Consider the following 22,719-nt stretch of genomic DNA (forward strand, 5'->3'; position numbering starts at 1 on the left):
AGGTCCTTATCCTCATAACCCTCTTCCGCCAAAAGATGGCGGATACTTAAAAACCCTCTACGGTGCAATTCCGACTTCATTCCTACCAACCGCTTATGACATATAGGGGTGAGTTCTATTCCTTTAGAAAGTTGTGCTTCTGTCTCTTCAACTTTCCAAATCAGGACCTTAACATGGGAATCTACTGTTATTGTTTTGTAAAGAGGCATGGGATTATTTAAGTTATTACTACCTTTGCAACTGCAAAATTGATAATTGCTCCTGTACGAAAGTAAAAATAAAAACGGAGAAGAAATAGGGTAAACTAATTTATTCCTGGTTTGGATATTCTTTTACTGAGTGCCCAGCTTCCCCGACGTACCATTGGAGTCTTTGACCACTAATTTAAAAAACAAAAAATGAGTACTAAAACTATTCCTTACATACCCTATAAAGTAAAAGATATAAGCTTGGCTAGCTGGGGAAGAAAAGAAATTGATTTGGCAGAGGCAGAGATGCCAGGACTGATGTCGCTACGCGAAGAGTACGGAAGTGAGCAGCCCTTAAAAGGGGCCCGCATTGCAGGTTGTTTGCACATGACCATACAAACTGCTGTTTTAATTGAAACCTTAATAGCTTTGGGAGCCGAAGTAACTTGGAGCTCTTGTAATATTTTCTCTACCCAAGATCAGGCGGCAGCAGCCATGGCCGAGGCAGGAGTACCTGTTTATGCTTGGAAGGGAATGAGCGAAGAAGAATTTGATTGGGCCATAGAACAGACCTTGTTTTTTGGGGAGGAACGCAAGCCTTTGAATATGATTTTGGATGATGGTGGCGATCTTACCAATATGGTACTAGACAGATACCCAGAATTGGCCAAAGACATTAAAGGTCTTTCCGAAGAAACCACTACGGGAGTACACCGTCTTTACGAGCGGGTAAAAAAAGGAACCCTTCCTATGCCCGCCATTAACGTGAACGATTCCGTAACCAAGTCTAAGTTCGACAATAAGTACGGATGTAGGGAAAGTGCCGTAGACGCTATTAGAAGAGCTACGGATACTATGCTAGCAGGTAAAAGAGTGGTGGTTGCAGGCTACGGCGATGTTGGTAAAGGTACCGCAGCTTCTTTTAGAGGTGCCGGATCTATAGTAACCGTTACGGAAATAGACCCTATTTGCGCCCTACAAGCAGCTATGGATGGGTATGAGGTAAAGAAAATGGAAACCGTTGTTGGGAATGCAGATATCGTAATTACCACCACTGGAAACAAAGACATTATTCAAGCTCAGCATTTTAAGGCGATGAAAGACAAGGCCATTGTATGTAATATTGGCCACTTCGACAATGAGATAGATATGGCTTGGCTAAACGAAAACTACGGTCATACCAAGGATGAAATTAAGCCACAGGTAGACAAGTATACCTTGGATGGAAAAGACATTATAGTGCTTGCAGAAGGCCGATTGGTAAACCTTGGTTGTGCCACCGGACATCCAAGTTTTGTAATGAGCAACTCGTTTACCAACCAAACCTTGGCGCAAATTGAGCTTTGGAACCATAGTGACAAGTATGAAAACAACGTCTATATGCTGCCAAAACATTTGGATGAAAAGGTAGCCGCCCTTCATTTGGCACGTTTGGGAGTGGAATTGGAAACTCTAAGACCAGACCAAGCAGAATATATTGGTGTTAGCGTTGAAGGTCCGTTTAAGCCTGACTACTACAGGTATTAATAACACCCTATCAATAAATTACAAAATCCCTTATATTGATATCAATATAAGGGATTTTACTTTAGGCCATATCCAGAAATACCCTCTTATAAATCGCTCCATGAATATAATTTTAACTGGTGCCACCGGCACCTTGGGTTCCAGAGTACTATTTACCCTTCTAGAAGAAAAACTGCACAGCCTACATACCGTTTACCTCCCCGTTAGAAAAAAGGGCACCCTTTCACCGAAGGATCGGATCCAGAACATGCTCCAAAGTGAATACGCTCCGGAATTCATCCGGAATAACGAGCAGGAAATACATCAAAAAATAAAGGTGATTAATGCCGACGAGCTGTTGCAACCCAAAACTTTTCTTGGATCTCAAAAGATAGACATCCTTATTCATTCCGCTGGCTTTGTAAATCTCTCTACCCTCCCCGCTGCCAAGGACGAAATCTTCAATGAAAATCTGGACTTTACAAAAGCTATTTTTAAGGCCTTTAGCCCATACATCGGGAAGTTTGTATACATCAGCACCGCCTTCGCAATTGGAGACAAGGGAGGCCTGCTAAAAAACGATTACGGCGCTACCAACACCTCTGCCTACAGGAACCATTACGAGGCTTCTAAGCACCAAGCCGAACTCTTTCTAAGAAGCGAAGGCAAAATAAAAAATATCCCCATCCAGATTTTGCGCCCCAGCGTATTGGGAGGCAATATCACTGATGCGCCCCATTTTTTCATTTCCAAGTACATGGTTTTTTACCTATTTGCTAAATTCTTTAAGAATAGCGGGTCTAAGGACCCTGTACGCATAACGACCATCAAGGGCAGCAGATTAAATATTATCCCCACGGATTATGCCGCCAAGGTAATTGTGAAAGCATTGGATACCGACATTGAGCAGTTGAACATTGTTCATTCCAAAGATACCGACCTAATGCGGGGCATGACGAAAATTTTTGAGGCGGTAGGCTACAACAATTTTAGCTTCACCCCAGAACCAATTAACGAGCGTTTGGGCTTTCACACTGAGTTGGAGCAATTTTACTATCAGACTATTGGGGTACACCTAACCCCCTACCTTACTTCCAAACCCAATGAATGGGACACCCAGCTGCTAGAAAGCATTTTGCCCATGCCAGCGTATAATTTAGAGGAATACCTATCCAAGACCGTACATTTTGCCATTTCAAAAAACTTTAGAAACCAACAGTGGTAGCCCCCCCGGAAGCAGCTACTCCTAACCAAAAGCCATAAAAAAAACCCTTTTCAAAGAATGAAAAGGGTTTTTTTATATTTTAAAGAGTAAGCGACTAAGCCTCGAAGGGCTCAACGGAAACATACGATTTTCCTTTTGCTTTCTTTTGGAACTTAACAAGACCATCTACTTTTGCATGCAAAGTATGATCCTTTCCTAAATAAACATTTTCTCCAGGATTATGTCTTGTACCACGCTGTCTTACGATGATATTTCCAGCTAAGGCAGGCTGACCACCAAATATCTTAACGCCTAAACGTTTCGATTCTGATTCCCTACCGTTCTTGGAACTACCAACACCTTTCTTGTGTGCCATGATATTTCTGTTTTAATTCTTGTTATTTACTTAAAGCGGCAATTAATTCGGCCTTCTTCATTGAAGAATACCCCTCAATTCCCTGATCTTTTGCCATTTCCCTTAACTCCACTACCGTATTTTTACTTAAATCGGCCTCCGATGCTTCGGATTTCTTGGGAGCTTCGGCTTTTTTAGCAGCTGGTTTGGCTTCCGCTTTTTTCTCGGTCTTCTTCGCTCCAGAGGTAACAATTCCCTCAATTAGCAATTCCGTCAAATACTGACGGTGACCATTTTTAGTTCTGTAACCCTTACGTCTTTTCTTCTTAAAGACAATTACCTTATCACCTTTTAGGTGCTTAACGACTTTAGCCTCAACAGCGGCTCCGTCTATAGCGGGGGCGCCAACGGTGATGTTATCTCCATCTTCCAACAAAAGAACGTTGTCAAAGCTTACTTTGCTTCCTTCTTCGTCTTGCAAACGGTGAACATACACTTTTTGGTCTTTCGCAACTTTAAATTGCTGCCCTGCTATCTCTACAATTGCGTACATAGCTTGTGTTTTAATTTTATAAGAACAAGCCTAACACTATATTAGGCGGCTGCAAATATAAATCTAATTACTTAATCTACAAGCATTTTTTTCACATTTATGCCCCTGTTTTCCTCTTTGGATTGTTAGACCCCTTAAATAATTGCATAAAGGAGAGGGTAAGCACCAAAGTAGTGGCAAAACCCATGATGGCCACCGTAAAGAAAACAATTCCTTCCGAAGTGTTGTAATCCTTAAACCAAACCCTAGAAAGCTGATCTAAAAAACCTAGGTTGATTTCGGTGGCATAGAAGGCAAAGAAAATCGTAAAGATGATAGTAGCCACAAAACCGGTAACAATTCCCGCCGTAAAACCTTTACCGTAATTAAAGGACACCCCCTTTTGCAATTTAAAATACTTGATGGCCTCATAAATACCAAAACCAGTGATTACCGCATTGAACAAGCTGTAAAACACATTGATATGCAAATTAAACAAGGATAAGATTAAAAAATAGGCAATCAACGAACCGCTTGTAGCGATCCCAAACCTAATCGGAAGCGAAAACAGTTTCATAGTTTAGTTTTTTAGGTTATGCATTTAAATTACAGAATTTTTATGATTTAAACACATAAATTAACAAGTAACATCATATTAAAATCTACGAAAATTTCATTTACACCTACCCAGCACTCCATTTTCCGGCTTTATTCACCCCAATCACCCATTAAAAAGCCAAATTCCCCAGCTAAATTCCACGGAACACCCCCACCAAAAATACGCTATGTTTATTAATATAGAATGACACCAACCCACACCTATTTTCGTATATTTGATTTTCATAAAACATATCCAAACCCCTAGGGTCTTTACACCCTTTAACAATTTAATTTTTAAGTATGAAAATGAGTAGATTGATTCTTGTACTTGCCATAATAATGAGCACTGCCTATTCTTGTAAGGAAAGCAAACAAGACAGCTCCCAAATGAAAAAAGTATTGGCCATTCACGATGAGGTGATGCCAAAAATGGGGACCATAGGAAGTTTAATAAGTACGTTGGATGAAAAAATCTCCGAGGGCGACACCACCGAGCAGTACGCCACCGCAAGACAAGATCTTAAAGCTGCCCACAAATCCATGATGGACTGGATGAAAAATTTTGGAGAACGCTTTGATGGTGATGAAATTATGAAGGGAAAGTCGCTCACCGAAGAAAAGCAGCAGTGGCTAGATGAGGAAGAGGTGAAAGTAAAAGCCCTTAGAGATCAAATAAACTCTAGCATTAAGAATGCAGAAGACCTACTTGCCAATCCCTAACAGGCAAGTTTTTAACCTCACTTTCCTAAGCGTGCTCCTACACCGGAGCCAAACCAAGGGCTTAAATCCCTATTGATATACGGAAGTAATTTAAAAAACCTTGAAGTGGTAATTGCGGGCAGCGCCCTAGTTGTTCCACTTCAGGGTTTCCATAATTCTACGGATATCGTTTTGAAGATAAGCCGCGGCCGGCAAAACGGAATCATAATTGGGCTTGGCATGGAAGTAGAGGGACCCAGTTAGGAAGTGACCTGTGCTATCCGTGGCATAAAATTGCGCCTGGGAAGCAGCATTCCCCTTTACCTCATAGTACATACCAAACACCCTGTCCTCCTCATTTACAAATGGCTGCTCCAAGATATTATCGGCTTTCACTACATGCTCATAACTCAACCTCTGGGCATCGGTGAGAAGCTTGTCCAGATTGCCATCCACCTCTTTATAGGTAATAAAAATAGCTCCCTGCATTTGGGGATAATCCAAAACAAAAGAGTGGTTTGTTCGTGATGTTATGCGGGCCATCGCATTGCGATCCAGAGAAAAGTAATCTGCGGAATAGGTCGTGTATTCTGTCTCTGGATACTCCAATCTGAGCTGAGCCTTTGGTTTGGGCAATACCTCCCCCTGGCAAGCAGCCAAAAGTAGTACACCAATAAATCCAGCTATTGTTCTATACATCATTGGGCAAGGTAACTTTAATCTGTTTCAACCGTTTTTTATCCAGGCTTTCCACTACAAATTTGTAGTTCTTAAAACGCACCGTATCCCCCCTTTTCGGGAAGCTTCCGGCAATCTCCAAAACAAAGCCTGCAATGGTTTCGGACTCCCCTTTATTATCTTCAAAATCGTCCTCATCCTGAATCTTTGCTACCTTATATAAATCCCGCAAGGGTGTTTTGCCATCAAATACATAATTATAATCGTCCAACTTAGAAAACACTAGGTCCTCATCATCAAACTCATCACTTATATCCCCTACAATTTCTTCTATAATATCTTCCAAGGTCACAATCCCAGAGGTCCCTCCGTATTCATCCACCACAATGGCCAAGTGATTTTTCATGGACTGAAATTCCAATAAGAGGTCGTCCAACTTTTTATTTTCGGGTACAAAATAAGGCTCCCTTATTAGGGAGACCCAATTTAAGGTCTTGCGATCTATATAGGGCAATAAGTCCTTAACGTAGAGCACCCCAAGCACATTGTCCATATTCTCCGAAAAAACAGGAATCCTGGAGTATCCATTTTTCTTTATCTCGGTTAACACCTCTGGATACTTCATATCCTCTTTCAGCGCAAAAATATCTATCCTTGGTCGCATCACCTGCTTGGTATCTGTATTACCAAAGGAGACAATACCTTCCAATATCTTCTGTTCCTCTTTAGTGGTGTCACCCTCGGAAGTAAGCTCTAACGCCTGCGACAAATGATCTACACTTAAGCTTGTTTTTTGTTTCCCCAATTTTTGATAAATCAAGATCGTTCCAGAACGCATGGGCAAACTTAGCGGGGAGAATAGCACATCCAAGACCTTTAATGGGAGTGCCATAAAATGCGCAAAGGTAAATCTATTCCTATTGGCGTACACTTTCGGCAGAATCTCCCCAAACATCAATATTAGAAAGGTAACCACCACTACCTCTACCAAGAAGCGGACAGGAATAATGCCAAAAGCCAAGAATTGCAGGTCCTGAAAAATGATTTTCGCAATCTGATCGAACAGCAAAACCGTTCCAATATTAATGGCGTTATTGGCGATAAGGATGGTGGCCAATAATTTCTTGGGTCTATTTAATAGCTGGACAATAATGTTGCCTTTGGTCGTTTTTTTATCTTCAATCTCCTTCAGATCCGTATGGGAGAGCCCAAAAAAAGCAACCTCCGCACCCGAAACAAGGGCAGAACAACACAAAAGAATAAGAAGAACGATGACCTTTAGGGTTAACGTTACATCCACCGCAATAAAATTTAATAATAAACTATGGGGGTCGGGATCCACTTGTAGGTATCTATTTTAATTGATCTAGAATGGTAAATCATCCTCCTGCTCCGGCACATTACCACTTGCAGGGTTATTTGGCTGCTGCATGGATGAGGGGTCCTGAGGCTGTTCTTGTTGATGTGGCCTAGCAGTATTTGGGTCGCCTCCTCTTTTTGTATTCAAAAAGGTAAACTCCTGCACGTGCACCTCGGTAGCATACCGGGTAGTTCCGTCCTCTGCCTGCCATTGGCGATTTTTCAATCGGCCTTCAATGTACACCTTATCCCCTTTGGATAAATATTTCTCACATACTTCTGCCGCTTTATTTCTCACCACAATATTGTGCCAGTCCGTATTGGTTACCCTTTCACCAGTTTGCCTATTGGTATAGGTCTCATTGGTAGCCAATGGGAAGCGTCCAATACAATTGCCACCTTCAAAATAGTGCATTTTTATCTCGTCCCCTAAATGCCCGATCAGCATTACCTTATTTAATGTTCCACTCATAAATTGAATCTTAGGTCAAAAATACTAAATTTTAAATGCATTTATAAAATCTGCGATCAAAACTGGTACAGGATATTTGTGCAAATCGTCAAATTTTATCCCATCCTTTAAATTGTCCTCTGCACGCACAATCCAAAAGCGGGTGTACAGGTGTTGATGAGACAGTTTATGGACCAGTTGCTTTTCATTATATAGGTATAGCTGGGCGGGCTCTGCTACAGCCACCACCTCGGATAATCTCTTTTCCACCTCAGTAGCCTGAATTTCCTTTTTTGTCTCCAAAAGGGGAAATTCATATAGATTTTCCCAGATACCTTGCCCTCTACGCTGTTGCAACAAGGTACTATTATTTTCATCCACTACCACGAGATAATTGAAATATCGTTTCCTCACCTTATTCTTTTTCACCTTAACGGGTAAACTGCCAATAGCACCGGTAGCCAAGGCAACGCAGCTATCACTTAAGGGACAGCTATGGCATAGGGGTTTTTGGGGCGTACATTGCAAGGCTCCAAACTCCATAATTCCTTGATTGTAATCCTTACTATTATGTACGTCCATTTCCTGCTTTGCCAATTTTTTAAAATAGGAGACCCCAGGTCCGGAATTAATAGGTAGCCCTACCCCAAAATACCGCGCTAGAACCCGATAAACGTTTCCGTCTACCACTGCTTCGGGCCTATCAAAACAAATGGAGGCAATGGCACTAGCGGTATAATCGCCCACCCCTTTAAGCTTTATCAATTCCTGATACGTATCGGGAAATTTTCCGTTGTACTCTTCCGTAATAGTCTTAGCGGTAGCGTGCAGGTTTCTGGCCCTTGAGTAATAACCAAGGCCCTGCCACAATTTTAAAACCTCCTCTTCCTTAGCCGAGGCTAGGGCTTGCACGGTAGGAAACCTTTCTACAAATGTTAAAAAATAGGGAATTCCCTGGGCTACCCGTGTCTGTTGCAACATAATTTCAGACAGCCAAATTAGGTACGGTTCACGGGTCTTTCGCCACGGGAGCGGTCTCTTATGCACGTTGTACCACTCCAAAATAATTCTTGAAAAACTCATTAAACAAGGTATAATTTACAAAAGTAATGGTTTAGCTTCTTAAAATTAAGTTCTTAAGCATTGAAAGATAATATTTAATTCATATATTTGCGTCCCGAAAAAAAACACTTAGAAATATATTAGTTAGCATGACGAAAGCGGAAATTGTAACGAAAATCTCAGATAAGCTGGGCATTGAAAAAGGGGATGTACAAGCAACTATAGAAACCTTTATGGAAGAAGTAAAGGCATCTTTGGAGAGCGGAGACAACGTATACCTAAGAGGATTTGGTAGTTTTATCATTAAAACAAGAGCAGAAAAGACCGGTAGAAACATATCCAAAAACACTACCATTAAGATACCAGCACACAATATCCCTGCGTTTAAGCCTGCAAAGGTTTTCCTAGAAGGAGTGAAAAGTAATGTACTAGTTAAATAAAATAATATTAATCCATAAAACAGACCTTTATGCCAAGCGGTAAGAAAAGAAAAAGACATAAGGTAGCTACTCACAAGCGCAAGAAGCGCAGAAGAGCTAACCGCCACAAGAAAAAGTAGTTGTAGCAACTACTTTTTCTTTTTGTACGTTCATTGACATAGAAATTCTCAAAAGAATTTCGACGGGTTTATACAACCTGTACAAATTATTGTTTAATCATTTATCCCGATCCATCCTTGGGGTGCGATCGCATGGGATAAATATAAATTAATTCAGGTGAATAGAGAATTGATCGTAAGATCTAGTTCCGATGCCGTCGATTTTGCCTTGCTAAAGGAGGGAAAACTCACCGAATTACACAAAGAGGAGGACAGTAACAATTTCTCTGTTGGCGATATTATGATCGCCAAAGTTAGAAAGCCAGTTACCGGCCTTAATGCGGCCTTCGTAAATGTGGGGTACGAGAAAGATGCCTTTCTCCACTACCACGACCTCGGTCCGCAACTCGCCTCTATGTTGAAATTCATAAAAAGCGTTAGCACAGGAAAACTTAAAGACTACTCTTTAAGCAATTTTAAGTTTGAAGAAGATATTGACAAGAATGGTAGCATAAACGATGTTATCAAAGCCAATCAATCCTTGCTGGTACAAATAGTCAAGGAACCCATTTCCACTAAAGGACCGCGAATAAGCTCAGAACTTTCCATAGCTGGCCGTTATTTGGTCATGGTCCCTTTTTCCGACCGTGTTTCGGTCTCTCAAAAAATAGAGAGTAAAGAAGAAAAAGATAGGTTAAAAAGACTCGTGAGGAGCATTAAACCTAAAGGGTTTGGCGTTATTATCCGAACAGTAGCAGAAGGCAAAAAAGTAGCAGAACTAGATAAAGATTTGCAAGGATTACTGGCCAAGTGGACAGCAATGTGCAAAAAAATTCAAAAAGCACCCCATCCATCCAAGGTATTGGTAGAGCTCAATAGAGCTTCCTCCATACTACGGGATGTATTTAACGATTCCTTTACTGGGATTTACGTAGATGAGGAAACGCTTTATGAAGAAGTAAAAGATTATGTGAGTGAAATAGCACCACAGAAAGAATCTATTGTAAAATTGTATAACTCTTCCGTCCCCATTTTTGAAAAATTCGGGATAGAAAGACAGATCAAAACTTCCTTTGGGCGCACCGCCTCCATGAGTAAGGGGGCCTATCTGGTAATAGAGCATACAGAAGCATTACACGTTATTGATGTCAATAGCGGTAACCGCTCCAACAAAGCTAAAAACCAGGAAGAAACCGCATTGGAGGTCAACTTATTGGCCGCATCGGAAATTGCCAGACAGCTAAGGCTCCGCGATATGGGAGGAATTATCGTGGTAGACTTTATAGACATGAGCAAGGGCGAACACAGAAGACGCCTTTTTGAGCATCTTAGAGAAGAGATGAAAGACGACAGGGCCAAACATAAAATACTACCTCCCAGTAAGTTTGGACTGATACAAATTACAAGACAACGGGTAAGACCCGAAATGAAGATTAAAACAAGTGAGGCAAATCCCAACGGCTCTGGCCAAGAGGTGGAAGCCCCAATTGTACTGATAGACAAGATAAATTATGACTTGGAAAAACTTCTAAAAGGGCCGGCAAAGGACAATGGGATTATCTTAAACATCCACCCCTTTATAGCCGCCTATATCCTAAAAGGCTTTCCCTCTATCCGAACCAAATGGTTCTTGGAGCACAAAAGATGGATTAAGATACAGCCTCGGGATGCCTATACTTATCTTGAGTACCGTTTTAAGAATAAAGACGGAAAAACAATTTATTAAAAAAAAGCGACTACCAAAATGGAGTCGCTTTTTTTATTGGCAGCAATTGATATTTTACCATGCCCAATCAAATAACCTTATTCTACCCTTGGGGTAAGCACTATATTTCTAAACTCTATAGGGCCATGATCTCCCTGCAACAATATGGGTCCGGGCTCCCCCTCCCTACTGTCCAGGGCACCACCAGTGATCCCGGGGATAATTCTATCACTGATAACGGTTTGCCCGTTGGCAACCACGGTTACACGCCTCCCTATTAAGGTAATTTCATATTCCTGCCATTCCATGGCCGACTTTGCCACTACCTCAGAGGGCGTAAGAAACCCATATATTCCACTGAATCCTACATCTGAAGGCGCTGCCCCCTTATCATCGGTAATCTGCACTTCATAGCGACCGCGAAGGTATACGCCACTATTACTTCCTTCCGGATACCTAAACTCTAACCGCAATTTAAAATCCGTAAACTTTTCCTCGGTGACCAAATTGGCACCAGGCCCAGGACTTTTTAAGACCCCTTGCTCCACTACCCACTGATTCTCACCCAAGGCATGCCACCCTTTCAGGTTTTTTCCATTAAATATATGCTGCGGTTTTCCCCATTTGGCATTTTTCACATAGGCCAGTTCTGGAGCCCTAACGGCTTCCCATTCATAGGTCTTCCCATCGGTATAGACCATAGTACCAGTTAGCACCTCACCATCTAAAACACCACTAAATTCCATATGCCTATTCCCCTCTTCCCACTGTGGGGGAATAGAGAAACTAAATTTCCGATCTTCTATTTTCACTTCCGAAATAGGACGAGCACTTCCCATGGCATACACAAACCTTCCCACTAAAGTACGCGATCCGGAGGGACGAATCTCCAACCAAGAAGGAAGCTCCTTCCCATCCTGAGAAATTACCATATTCCACCTACCTTCAATAGGATTAATCATTTGTCCATAGGCGAGGGCCCCAAACAAAAGGAGGACCGCACCGGTTAATTTTGATAAAAATTGCATATTAAATACTTTTATTGATAGCGGTAAATATAACCACAAATTTGCCAGCTAACTACACCTCCACATAAAAATCCATACCCTATAAAAGGGCCTTAATAGCGCTTAAACCCGCCATGTTCCCTTCATGGCAGCCACCCAGAACCCCAAATTTCACCTCTATAAATACCCAACTGTTTAAAGAAGAATTACTATTTTGCCTACCTTGCTGCCCCTAGTCCTAAACACGGAAATTGGAATAACACACAACTATTACAAATAGAACACCAACGTCCTATTAATTTATTTAAGATAACAAGCACAGCAGCCCCACTCTTACCAAATCCCAAAATCCACAGAAAACAAGGCGTCACCATACCAGAAGTAACCATGCAACAACCGTATAAATCTTACTCCCTTACCGAAGCCACCAAAAAAATGGAACGCTACTGTGCCTACCAAGATCGCTGCCACAAGGAAGTAGTGACAAAACTACGGGAAATGCGTATGATTCCAGAGGCTATAGACCATATCGTGGTACACCTCATCCAGGAGAACTATCTCAACGAGGAGCGCTTTGCCAAAAGTTTTGCACGCGGAAAATTCAACATAAAAAAATGGGGGAAAAACAGAATTACAAACGAGCTAAAACAGCGCGATATTTCGTCTATCAATATTAAGACGGCACTTAAGGAAATAGATCCTGCAGAATACCTTAACACCTTTAATGCGCTGGCAGAAAAACGTTTGACCGAAATTAAGGAGAAAGACGTTCAAAAACGCCGAAAAAAATTAGCAGACTACCTGTTTTACAGGGGATGGGAGAGCCATCTCGTCTTTGAGAAGATAGGGGAATTAATCCCCTTTAAATAATGAAAATTGCCCTATTCAAGAATCCTACGGACATAGAATAGGGCAACTAAATTTTTAATTGAGGTTGAATGACGCTCCAATACTAAACACAAACTGATTGTGCAGTTTTTCTGCTGCGGTTAAATTCTCAGTTTTATATTTCGCAAAAGGAGTCGCAAATTCGCTGTAAATTCCAAATCCATCCGTAAAGAAGTACCGGAATCCCAAATGCCCACCAAAGTTCTTAAGCCCTAAATCCAGCCCAGGATAAATATCCACATTATCCCCCAACTGAAAAACATTACCTAGGTTAGCATTGAACCTTGCTTTCAAATCAATCCTTTGATCAAAATCGGTGCTAACGTTTTCTGCTACGTCCAAAACATACGACGAGGCAACCCCAATAGAAAAGTTTTCACCAAGACCATAGTCGTAGTTAACAACAATACCGGTACCACGATCCTGAAAATTGGCTCCGATCTGCATTTTTTGGTCTCCTGTTCCTTCAAATGCCTGTGCATTGACGGATGCTGCCGTTAAAGCAAATAACATTACAAGCAATAAATTTCTCATAGTTCAATATTATTTTTAGCGTGCAAAGGTACAACTTCTCATACAATCACAATTGTTTTAAACTTTTATTGGTTCGGATAATTGCCTGTTGGTTCTTCCAATCTATCCATTCTTGCCCTTTCATCCTCCGCATCAGATTGTCATAATTCCTCATCACCAACAGGTTGTAAAACGCTTTCCCCAAGTTCTTGGGGTTTCTGGCTACTGCCCGTAGACTCATAGAAAACCCCGGCGTAATATAGCGCATATAATGCCAGTAGCCTTCGGGCATATACAAGACTTCCCCATGATTCAATTCGGTCTTAAATCCGCTTGCATACTGCAAGGCGGGCCACTTTTTAAAGTCGGGATTAGAGAAATCTATACTTTCATGCGTAATGAGGGAATGAGGCACTTTGTACAAATACCGGTTTTCGGTCTGAGGGAAAAGAACCACCTCTTTCTTCCCCACAAAGTGAAAATGGAAAATATTGGCCAGATCAATATCGTAGTGCATAAAGGTGTAAGAATCCTTCCCCCCAAAAAAGAGCATTGGCAAGCCCTTCATTAGTCGCAATCCAAAATCGGGGTACTTAAAATCTTGCTGCAAGGCAGGAACCTCCTTCAATATATTCCAAAGGAAAATACGGTATTTGGTAGGCTCCTTTTGAAGCAGATCAATATACTCGGACATTTTCATACTGGCATGCGGCTCATTAAAACTATCCTTAGAATTAACGGGCCTATCGTCATACAGGGGTACTATCTTATCACCAGCAACCTTCCGCATATAGTCAAAATCCCATTTTTTATAGGCGGGCCAGTCTTCTATACAATTCTGGATCACCACTGGGATCTGCGGTTTAAAGTAGTTGTTTATAAACTCCTCCTTACTTATATTCAATACCCTGGGTATTTCTTTTAATTCCAATACAACCTGGTTATTTAATACATTAACATTCTATATTATACCTAAGCTGAAACGCAGCTTAGCCCTATAAGTCGTTCAACTTGGCGTTTTGCTTAGCCGCCTCGTTCCGTTCAAAGGCATGTCTTGGTCTGGACCAATTACACCTCAGTTCGCTCTTAACTCATTCTGTTTGGGGCTTCCCCTCCTACCTTTCTGAAGCATGCATTAGCCATAAAGGCAAACAAGCTTCTTTAGCTATAGCTTGCAGATACTCCCTGATAAAAGTAGTCGGGACCGGGCTTTCCGCTATATCTTTTATTATTCCCGAGCCTAGCTTCGGGAAATAAAAAAAGGATGTCGCTGCAATCCCTAAGCCATCGTCCATTTAAGCTTCAAAAATAACTTTAAATCATTAGAAACAGTAAAAATCCATTCCCTTTTTCAAATCTGGGAACCCCTACTTTCCCTTTAAATCTAAAAATAAAAGAAAAATAACAGTCCCTCCTATAAGCCATGTAGGCAGGGTAAAATACCTGTATAAATAAAGCATTCCCCAGCTATTCTTTTATTAATATCAGCCTTATTCCCTAAGCCTATGAAAAAAGATTTCTATCTTTACGCTGAGATCACTCACAATCAGCGCTTCTGGCAATTTGTAGGGTAGATACCCACATCACAATTCAGCAACACAGAAGCCTTGAGTGGAAGTTGAAGAACCTTTTCAAAAAACACCCCTAATTACAGTCTTGTTTTTAGTAACGGGAATAGGGATATAAAAGGCCTTGGATGCTTCAGCAAGAAAACGTTTAAACAAATAAGTATAACTAAAAATGAGCGACAAAAATATATAGGGCTAAGGAATCCCCATACTTATTAGTAGATATATTGCAATCAATAAATTAGTCTTAAATCCCCCAAATCATGAAAGACCAACTTATATTTGATTATGTAATCCTTGTTGATGACGACACTATTATTAACCATGTTCACGAGCTTCTGATCAACAAACAGCATATCACAAAGAAAATTAAATCGTACTTAAATCCGCTCGAGGCCGTTACCGCCATTCAAGCGCTTCTTTTCCAAGACAATCTCAAGATCCTAGTGCTTTTAGACTTGAATATGCCCGAGATGACCGGGTTCGAATTTTTGGATAAAATTGGGCAATTGGAAAATAAGGCACAGTTACTAGAGGTGTTCATTGTATCATCCTCCATAGACGCCCAGGATATTTCTAAAAGCAATCGCCATCCCCTAGTACGTCAGTATATCCCCAAACCTCTTAATTCCAAGATCATTGCCGGCATAATGAAAGACTACTCGCACCTGGCCACCCAGTCCTAACTTATTCAATATTTTACTCAGCACCTGCTTTGCCCCCTAGGTCAAGGTTCCCTTAACACTAACCTAATTATAATTTCCCGAATGCCGAGAGCAGTTTTTCCATTAAGGCCCAAACCATCATTCGCTACCATAAAAAAGTCGATCACCAGGAGTTTTGCGATCATTTTTTCGGGGACCTTACTTCTTATCCTTGGATTCTATATAGCCCTTAACCAGCGGGGCTACGATGTTAAAATTATCAATCTTGCCGGGCAACAACGAATGATGAGCCAAAAAGTCCTCAAGGGAATCTATGCCACCCAGGTTTCCGAAAGCCATTTACCTAAATTAAAACAAGACGCAGCAACTTGGCATCAAATGCACCAGTCCCTAGAAAAGAAGGAGTCCCACTTAGAAGCCGCTGTACTTTCTAAAGAGATGGACAGCATTTTTAAAGCCATCACCCCCTATCACCAACAACTCTATGAGATTGCCAAAAAAGCAAACATTGCAGCCCTCACCAATGAGGAATTACAACAAGTAGATGTCTTGGGTCACAGATACGTGTTAGGCATAGACGCCCTAGTTGCCATGCTAGAAAAGGAATTGGCTCTAGAACTTTCCAGGTTTAAGTATATTATCATCCTTTTAACGGGGGTCTTTATTTTACTGATATGGATACTGTACCGCTTCTATGTAAAAGACATCATTGATGCAGTACGACTCCTTTCCAAAGAAAAGGATTTACAGTACCAACACCTCCACGCTATCATGGAAAGCACCAAAAATCAGATTTGGACCATGGATAGGGAATACCGACTAATTTTCCATAATTCTGCCTTTGTGCATCACAGGTCTAAATTTTTCCAAAACGTCCCTAAAATAGGAGAGAATATTTTGGACTTCCCCTATGATACTAAGAAACCACAGCACATAAAAGACTATTACGACCGCGCACTTTCCGGGGAGTATTTTTCCATTGAAACAAAGATGGAGTTAGATAGTGAAACCTATTACTACGAACTCACTTTTATTCCCATTAGAGATAAAAGGAATGCAATTACTGGCTGTAGCGTATATCAAAATGATATTACCCAACGCGTTATAACCTTATACAAATTACAGGAAAGCAAAAACTCGCTATTAGAAGCTCAAAAAATAGCCAATATTGGAAGTTGGGACTGGGACCTCACCAATGACAAAATTAAGTGGTCGCAACAACTATACACCATTATGGGGAAGGACGCCACCTCCTTTAATCCCAGTTACAAGACTCTTCTTTCCCAAATACATGAAGAGGACAGGAAAGACTTTAAGAAAACCCTGTGCAGTTCCTTAGACGAGGATGGCGCTTTTAGCCTCTCTAACAGAATACTGCTAGACGATGGCAGCACAAGGTATATGCGGCATATGGGGAAGGCATATTTCAATGAGAACAATGCCCTGGTTCGGGTTTCGGGAACCACCCAAGACCTCACCCTGTTAGAAAAATCCCAGCAACAGATAATCCGTCAATACAGGGAACTACAAAACTTCGTATACATCGTATCGCATAATGTAAGAGGCCCTATTACCACCATTCTAAGCTTATTGCAACTATATGAAGATAGTAGCAGCGAAAAGAAAGAGGACATCATCCAAATGATCCACCAAACTGTAAATAAGCTAGATGGAACCATCAAAGATCTAAACCACTCCCTATCCCTAAAAAACTTTTCCCAAAGCGAATTGGAAAGAATAGAGTTGAAGAAAATTATCGAGGATGTTCTCATCCTAATTTCTTCGGAAATAGAGAGAACAAAGGCCAAGATAGATCTAAACATTGGCCCTTCGGTCCATGTTTATGGATTAAAAAGTTATTTCACCAACATTTTTTACAACTTAATAATCAACTCCCTAAAATATAAATCTAGAGAGAGACCCCTTAACGTTAGCATCAATGCAACTCCAAACTCTTTGGGAGGCACGGAGATCACCATATTGGACAATGGTGCAGGAATGGACCTAAACGACGAGCGCAGAAAAAAAATCTTTGATATGTACGGAAGATTAAGCGGTACGGCTAGCGGAAAAGGTCTCGGACTTTATTTGGTGAAAGTTCAGGTAGAGGCCATGAACGGTTCCATTGAAGTGGAAAGCACTTTGAACAAAGGCACCACCTTTACCCTACACCTACCGTCTTACTCATAAAAACCCCTATAAGCCATCGCTCTCGTATTTAAAACGATAGCCAAGATTGGCCAATAGGCTCCCAAACCACCCTATATGTAGGAGGCTATGCTATATACTACCTACAAGTACACTCACCGAATCACCCCCAAAGCCAGCCGCATTCAGCAGTAGCTTTTTATTTGTTTGGGCTGGTGATCATAGGCTACAAACGGGACGGGAGCAAGCTCTTGGTGCCGCAGCCTTCATACTCCCAACGCTAGGCTTAACAATACCCAACTTTTCTGGCTGGGTTTTTGCTGATTTAAAGGGCTAGCAGGGCATCCCTAAACTTGTCTGCATATTTTTTAATTACCTCCTTATCAAAATAAGCTTCTTCCTCAATTCTCCCGATTACAGGCACTTTAGTTTTTTTGATGATTAACTCCTCCGTGTAGGCATCTTCATCGCCGCTAAATAACACAGCCACATCATAACCCTTTGTTTGCAACCACTGAATGGTTAGCAAGGAATGGTTAATGCTTCCCAAATAATGCCTGGAGACCACAATTACTTTATAAGTAGGCATAATGATGTCTAGGATGGTATCGGAATCGTTCAAAGGCACTAGTAACCCACCGGCCCCCTCAATTACCAGGGAGCGCTTCGTAAGGGGTTCTACAATCTTATTAGGATCTATATGCACTCCTTCCAAATCGGCCGCTGCATGCGGACTCATGGGTTCTTTTAGAGTATAACTGTTTTTATGGATTACGGTTTTGGAGTTAGATATCAATTTGGCAACGGTATCATTATCCCTATCCTCCCCGGTTTGTACCGGCTTCCAATAGTCTGCCTCCAATGCTTCTACCAGTATGGCAGCGGCTAGGGTCTTGCCCACGCCTGTAGATATTCCGGTAACAAAAAATTGCTTCATTTTATTGTGGTTTGGTTATGATTTCACAATTTAAACATTTATACTTTCTTTTTTCGAAAAATGGGAAAAGTTTATAGAATAGGCCTTCCCGCTTAAAATAGGCTTCCATTCGCTGAGCCTTGCAATTGGGACAGCTCCTTAGGTTACCTTGATCGTCCCTAGCATAGGCCCGTATTTCATTGTAAATATCGGTAGCTCTCTCCTTGTCCGTAAAATACACCTGAAGCTTTACCCCGCCAATCGCATTGCTAATCATGGGATCGGAATTTAGGGTATTTTCATCCCGCAAAAACACAGGTATCCCCTCCCATTCCAACCTTCCTTTCAGGATATGGACATCGGCCACATACTCAAAAGTAGCAAGGGTATAAAATTCTGGATGTTTTATTACTCCCATTTTAAAACAATTTAAGCAAGGTATTTAATAGGTCACTTATTTCTTCGCTGGCATTGGCACTGTGTAAATAACATTGGAGTCGCTCCTTCCCACCCCCATTCTTCAATCCTTGTAATCTAGCTGCCAAATGAGCAAGGTTGTTATGTTTAAAAAGGCATTCTTCCTTTTCCTCTCCAAAAATTTAGTCTACAAATTTTTGGGGAAGCTCCACCATATATCTAATGTAATATTTCCTGTTTAAATAGTATATTCGCAACTGGAGGCATGGAATAAGGGCCTCCTTTATAGCTCTAAAATTAAGCATTTCCTTATGAAAAATATTGCATTGGCTGTGTGGGCCCTAATTTTATCCGTACAACTGCAAGCGCAGGCCATTGAGTACCAACTATCCTTTGAAAATGCAGTGCACCACGAAGCTGCTATTGAAGCCTCCTTTACCCACCTGGATGCCGGAACTTTTTCCGTGCGCATGGGCCGGTCCTCCCCCGGACGCTACGCCATTCACGAATTTGCCAAAAACGTGTATAATTTTCAGGCTACCGATGGTACAGGAAAAGAATTAAAAGTACACAGACCCAACCCATATCAATGGGATATTACTGGCCATAACGGAGCGGTGAACATTAGTTATACCCTTTATGCGGACCGAGGGGATGGCACCTATGCCCAAGTAGATGAAACACACGCGCATTTAAACATACCAGCTACGTTCATCTATTCCCCGGCATTGCCCGATAGGGAAATATTGGTAGACATAGTGCTGCGCGAAGACCTTAATTGGAAGGTAGCTACCCAATTGGAAAAACTCTCGGAAACCAAATTCAAGGCGCCCAACTTTCAGTATTTTATGGATAGTCCTATAGAAGTTAGTGACTTTTCCCTTCGTCAATTTGAGGTGGTCCAAAATGGCAAAAGTCAGACTATAGAGTTTGTACTGCACCACCAGGGTACGGAAGCGGAATTAGACACCTATTTTGAGAAAGTTAAAAAAGTAGTGCTAGCACAAAAAGATATTTTTGGAGAGCTACCTAACTTCGATTTTGGCAGGTATACCTTTTTGGCCTGCTATCTTCCCAATGCCTCCGGAGATGGGATGGAGCATCGCAACTCTACCATTCTTACCAGTAGCCTAGGCTTGGCACAAGGCGGTATGAGGAGAAATATTGGGACGGTTTCGCATGAGTTTTTCCATATCTGGAACGTAGAACGGATTCGCCCTCAATCCTTAGAACCCTTTAATTACGCCGAAGCCAATATGAGCGGAGAGCTATGGTTTGCAGAGGGCTTTACCAGCTACTACACCAACCTAACACTGTGTAGGGCCGGGATTATTACTCCCCAAGAATACATAGAGGGACTTACTGGGACCTTCAATTACGTTTGGAACTCCCCAGGCCGCCAATTTTTCAATCCCATAGAGATGAGTTACCAGGCACCCTTTGTAGATGCCGCCACTTCTGTAGATCCCGTTAATAGGGATAATACCTTTATCTCCTATTATTCCTATGGCAGCATGCTGGGACTGGCCTTAGACCTGTCCCTTAGAAAAAACGATCTAACCCTAGACGATTACATGAAGTTGGTATGGGAAACCTATGGCAAAAATGAGACGCCCTATACTATTGAAGACCTACACCAATCCTTGGTACAGTATGCCGGGAAGGAGTTTGGAGATCATTTCTTTGATTACTATATCTATAAAAGTGAAATGCCCAACTTTGGCAATCTATTTCAAGCGGTTGGCGTGGTGGTAAAACAGGCTACGGACCAACCCTATTTTGGGGCTAGGGTAAGCATAGATCAATTGGGTGAGGGCATCGTGCAACGCAATACCCATATTGGGAGTCCAGCCTACGAGGCCGGATTAGAAAGGGGCGATGTAATAAATACCATTAACAACACTCCCCTTACGGCAGCTAGGAATTTTGGGGAAATCATTTCCCAATACAAGGTTGGGGATACCCTGCAAGTGGCCTTTACCCGATATGGTATTCAAAAATCCACACAAGTAATTTTAACAGGAAATCCGGCGTATACCATTCAACTGGTAGAAAAGGAAGGTGATACACCCAGTAAGAGAATATTGAGAAATAGAAAGGCTTGGCTAAAAATGGAATAATATGGGCATTGAAACCACTACTTGCACTACGGACCACGAACTACGTCAGATTTTGCAACTTCAGCAAAAGAACAGACCAGGTATATTAAGTTCGGAAGAATTGGCACAAGAGGGGTTTGTGACGGTATCCCATACGTTTGAATTATTGAAAAAAATGAACTTGGTCCACCCCCATATTATTGCCAAAGATGGGAATTTGGTGGTGGGCTATGCCCTTTGCATGCATCCAAGTTTTAGCACGGCCATAGAGATATTAAAACCCATGTTTGCCCAGATTAACCGCTTGGTGCCCCAGCCGGAATCCTATATGATAATGGGTCAAATATGTATTGACAAGGCATACCGCAAGAGAGGAATTTTCCGAAGTCTTTACAGTAGGATGAAAGAGAAGGTACAACCCCAGTTTAAAGGCATCATTACAGAAGTAGCCACTACAAATCCTAGATCCCTACAGGCCCATTACGCCGTAGGCTTCACCGATATTACTACCTACGTATCCGAAGGAACCGAATGGAAATTAATCCTACTGGTATAACCCACCAATACATGGATTGGTAGATTTCGCCAGTTAAAACACCCAGCCACCCTCCATTGCTTACCCAAAAAAAATATAGGTCGAACCCATTTTTTTCACTATATTTATTTGAGCTTCCCTTGCAGGCTCCCTGCCGTGAAATCCTGGAGAAACTCTTTGTTCCCCATCTGGATTAGGCAAGACCTAAGTCTCAAATTGACAATTTGATGTAACCCAAGAAAAACGACCAACTCATATAAGTGAGTACAGAGGCCATAAAAATAGCGCGAATTACCCAAGAAGTTGTTTCCGATAAGGAAGGGAGTCACTTTTGTTTTTGCTGGATACAAAACGGGGTAACTTCCATTGAAATAGATGCCAGGAGCTACCAAAACGTCTCCAACTCCATTTTCCTACTAAATCCCCGTCACTCTTGGAAAATTCATAAACAGCACGATGGGAACTCTTCCGGATACCTGCTATATCTACCAAAGGAGGTCTTAGACCATCCCCTTATCAGCAAATTACACATTTCCGAAGTTCAACTTTTTGCCGCTGAGGAAATCCCCAAAATAAATTTGGCCCCCGGGATTGAAAAAAGGATAGAAGTCATCCTGGAAATGATAGACGAGCTCATAGGTTCGCATCTAAACCATAAAGAAGATGCCTTATTATCCCTATTACACACCTTCTTTGTATACTGTGACGGACAATGCAATATAAAATCCATTATGGCAGAAAACAATGCCAAAAAAGCACTCGTCTACCAGTTTAAACGCTTGGTAAACCAAAAGTTTTCTGAATTTCACGAAGTGGCAGATTATGCCCAATCCCTAAACGTGTCCAATAAATACCTTAACCAATGTGTAAAGGAAGTCCTTGGAGTAAACGCCAAAAAAGTGATTACGGAACAACGGATTATGAGATCGAGGCACGAGCTAAAATTCTCCGATAAATCTATCAAGGAAATATGCTTCTCCCTAGGATTCTCCTCCCCAGATTATTTCAGTTATTTCTTTAAAAAGCATACCGGCTTATGCCCTTCGGCCTTAAGACAGGCCTAGATGCAAAAATTCTAAAGGAATA

Annotated in this window: 23 protein-coding genes and 1 pseudogene; 11 read left to right on the forward strand and 13 right to left on the reverse strand. The window is 41.5% G+C overall.

Features of this window, described 5'->3' with window-relative positions:
• Positions 1-209: pseudogene (locus tag F1E73_RS03260) on the reverse strand (4-phosphopantetheinyl transferase); the annotation flags it as partial.
• Positions 210-398: 189 nt separating this feature from the next.
• On the opposite strand from F1E73_RS03260, the gene ahcY reads away from it, so the two are divergent.
• Complete coding sequence (ahcY, locus tag F1E73_RS03265; protein ID WP_086475815.1) at positions 399-1,715, forward strand: adenosylhomocysteinase; 1,317 nt, start codon at positions 399-401, stop codon at positions 1,713-1,715.
• Positions 1,716-1,815: 100 nt separating this feature from the next.
• Positions 1,816-2,919, forward strand: coding sequence for an SDR family oxidoreductase (locus F1E73_RS03270; RefSeq protein ID WP_150451084.1), 1,104 nt, complete (start codon positions 1,816-1,818; stop codon positions 2,917-2,919).
• Positions 2,920-3,013: 94 nt separating this feature from the next.
• Here the strand turns inward: F1E73_RS03270 and rpmA are convergent, their stop codons facing one another.
• From rpmA to F1E73_RS03285, 3 genes are all read right to left on the reverse strand, one after another.
• Positions 3,014-3,274: a 50S ribosomal protein L27 gene (gene rpmA / locus F1E73_RS03275; RefSeq protein WP_086475813.1), complete on the reverse strand. Its 261-nt coding sequence runs from the start codon at positions 3,272-3,274 to the stop codon at positions 3,014-3,016.
• Positions 3,275-3,296: 22 nt separating this feature from the next.
• Positions 3,297-3,806 (reverse strand): 50S ribosomal protein L21, encoded by a 510-nt coding sequence (gene rplU / locus F1E73_RS03280; protein ID WP_086475812.1) that lies wholly within the window; start codon positions 3,804-3,806, stop codon positions 3,297-3,299.
• Between the two features lie 97 nt (positions 3,807-3,903).
• Positions 3,904-4,362 carry a DUF4199 domain-containing protein gene (locus F1E73_RS03285; protein ID WP_086475811.1) on the reverse strand — a complete coding sequence of 153 codons (459 nt, stop codon included), beginning with the start codon at positions 4,360-4,362 and terminating at the stop codon, positions 3,904-3,906.
• Between the two features lie 323 nt (positions 4,363-4,685).
• Here F1E73_RS03285 and F1E73_RS03290 point away from each other — a divergent pair, with 323 nt between their 5' ends.
• Positions 4,686-5,105, forward strand: a complete 420-nt coding sequence (locus tag F1E73_RS03290; RefSeq protein WP_150451085.1) for a hypothetical protein — start codon at positions 4,686-4,688, stop codon at positions 5,103-5,105.
• Between the two features lie 126 nt (positions 5,106-5,231).
• Here the strand turns inward: F1E73_RS03290 and gldD are convergent, their stop codons facing one another.
• From gldD to mutY, 4 genes are read right to left on the reverse strand one after another with little or no spacing between them, the layout of a single operon-like run.
• Complete coding sequence (gldD, locus tag F1E73_RS03295; protein ID WP_086475809.1) at positions 5,232-5,786, reverse strand: gliding motility lipoprotein GldD; 555 nt, start codon at positions 5,784-5,786, stop codon at positions 5,232-5,234.
• Positions 5,776-7,104 carry a gliding motility-associated protein GldE gene (locus tag F1E73_RS03300; RefSeq protein ID WP_086475808.1) on the reverse strand — a complete coding sequence of 443 codons (1,329 nt, stop codon included), beginning with the start codon at positions 7,102-7,104 and terminating at the stop codon, positions 5,776-5,778. The genes gldD and F1E73_RS03300 overlap by 11 nt, the downstream gene beginning before the upstream one ends.
• A gap of 24 nt (positions 7,105-7,128) precedes the next feature.
• The gene (locus F1E73_RS03305) at positions 7,129-7,593 is read right to left on the reverse strand and encodes a single-stranded DNA-binding protein (RefSeq protein ID WP_086475807.1); all 465 of its coding nucleotides are present in this window, start codon (positions 7,591-7,593) and stop codon (positions 7,129-7,131) included.
• Positions 7,594-7,617: 24 nt separating this feature from the next.
• Positions 7,618-8,655: an A/G-specific adenine glycosylase gene (mutY, locus tag F1E73_RS03310; protein ID WP_086475806.1), complete on the reverse strand. Its 1,038-nt coding sequence runs from the start codon at positions 8,653-8,655 to the stop codon at positions 7,618-7,620.
• Positions 8,656-8,783: 128 nt separating this feature from the next.
• Here mutY and F1E73_RS03315 point away from each other — a divergent pair, with 128 nt between their 5' ends.
• Entirely contained in the window at positions 8,784-9,074 is a 291-nt protein-coding gene (locus tag F1E73_RS03315; RefSeq protein ID WP_086475805.1) for an HU family DNA-binding protein, read from the forward strand.
• Positions 9,075-9,350: 276 nt separating this feature from the next.
• A complete protein-coding gene (locus F1E73_RS03320; RefSeq protein ID WP_086475804.1) occupies positions 9,351-10,898 on the forward strand; it encodes an Rne/Rng family ribonuclease in 1,548 nt (515 codons plus the stop codon).
• Between the two features lie 77 nt (positions 10,899-10,975).
• Here F1E73_RS03320 and F1E73_RS03325 read toward each other — a convergent pair whose 3' ends face one another.
• The gene (locus F1E73_RS03325) at positions 10,976-11,905 is read right to left on the reverse strand and encodes a 3-keto-disaccharide hydrolase (RefSeq protein WP_150451086.1); all 930 of its coding nucleotides are present in this window, start codon (positions 11,903-11,905) and stop codon (positions 10,976-10,978) included.
• 366 nt (positions 11,906-12,271) lie between these two features.
• On the opposite strand from F1E73_RS03325, the gene F1E73_RS03330 reads away from it, so the two are divergent.
• Positions 12,272-12,754 carry a regulatory protein RecX gene (locus F1E73_RS03330; RefSeq protein ID WP_150451087.1) on the forward strand — a complete coding sequence of 161 codons (483 nt, stop codon included), beginning with the start codon at positions 12,272-12,274 and terminating at the stop codon, positions 12,752-12,754.
• Positions 12,755-12,808: 54 nt separating this feature from the next.
• Here F1E73_RS03330 and F1E73_RS03335 read toward each other — a convergent pair whose 3' ends face one another.
• Together F1E73_RS03335 and F1E73_RS03340 are read right to left on the reverse strand one after the other, a co-directional pair.
• Positions 12,809-13,306 carry a DUF6646 family protein gene (locus F1E73_RS03335; RefSeq protein WP_150451088.1) on the reverse strand — a complete coding sequence of 166 codons (498 nt, stop codon included), beginning with the start codon at positions 13,304-13,306 and terminating at the stop codon, positions 12,809-12,811.
• Positions 13,307-13,352: 46 nt separating this feature from the next.
• Entirely contained in the window at positions 13,353-14,216 is an 864-nt protein-coding gene (locus tag F1E73_RS03340; protein WP_086475800.1) for a cupin-like domain-containing protein, read from the reverse strand.
• Between the two features lie 900 nt (positions 14,217-15,116).
• Between F1E73_RS03340 and F1E73_RS03345 the strand changes: the two genes are divergently transcribed.
• Positions 15,117-15,539 (forward strand): response regulator, encoded by a 423-nt coding sequence (locus F1E73_RS03345; RefSeq protein ID WP_086475798.1) that lies wholly within the window; start codon positions 15,117-15,119, stop codon positions 15,537-15,539.
• An 81-nt stretch (positions 15,540-15,620) separates the two neighbouring features.
• Positions 15,621-17,708, forward strand: coding sequence for an ATP-binding protein (locus tag F1E73_RS03350; protein ID WP_150451089.1), 2,088 nt, complete (start codon positions 15,621-15,623; stop codon positions 17,706-17,708).
• A 283-nt stretch (positions 17,709-17,991) separates the two neighbouring features.
• Here the strand turns inward: F1E73_RS03350 and bioD are convergent, their stop codons facing one another.
• Entirely contained in the window at positions 17,992-18,603 is a 612-nt protein-coding gene (bioD, locus tag F1E73_RS03355; protein WP_150451090.1) for a dethiobiotin synthase, read from the reverse strand.
• A gap of 1 nt (position 18,604) precedes the next feature.
• Entirely contained in the window at positions 18,605-19,000 is a 396-nt protein-coding gene (locus tag F1E73_RS03360) for a putative signal transducing protein (protein ID WP_150451091.1), read from the reverse strand.
• A gap of 310 nt (positions 19,001-19,310) precedes the next feature.
• Here F1E73_RS03360 and F1E73_RS03365 point away from each other — a divergent pair, with 310 nt between their 5' ends.
• The 3 genes from F1E73_RS03365 (at position 19,311) to F1E73_RS03375 (ending at position 22,697) form a co-directional block, all read left to right on the forward strand.
• Entirely contained in the window at positions 19,311-21,119 is a 1,809-nt protein-coding gene (locus F1E73_RS03365) for a M61 family metallopeptidase (RefSeq protein WP_150451092.1), read from the forward strand.
• A 1-nt stretch (position 21,120) separates the two neighbouring features.
• Entirely contained in the window at positions 21,121-21,654 is a 534-nt protein-coding gene (locus F1E73_RS03370) for a GNAT family N-acetyltransferase (RefSeq protein WP_150451093.1), read from the forward strand.
• Between the two features lie 239 nt (positions 21,655-21,893).
• Positions 21,894-22,697: an AraC family transcriptional regulator gene (locus F1E73_RS03375; protein ID WP_086475792.1), complete on the forward strand. Its 804-nt coding sequence runs from the start codon at positions 21,894-21,896 to the stop codon at positions 22,695-22,697.
• Positions 22,698-22,719 lie beyond the last annotated feature (22 nt).

The organism is Arenibacter lacus (assembly GCF_008711145.1).
Classification (GTDB): Bacteria; Bacteroidota; Bacteroidia; order Flavobacteriales; family Flavobacteriaceae; genus Arenibacter; species Arenibacter amylolyticus.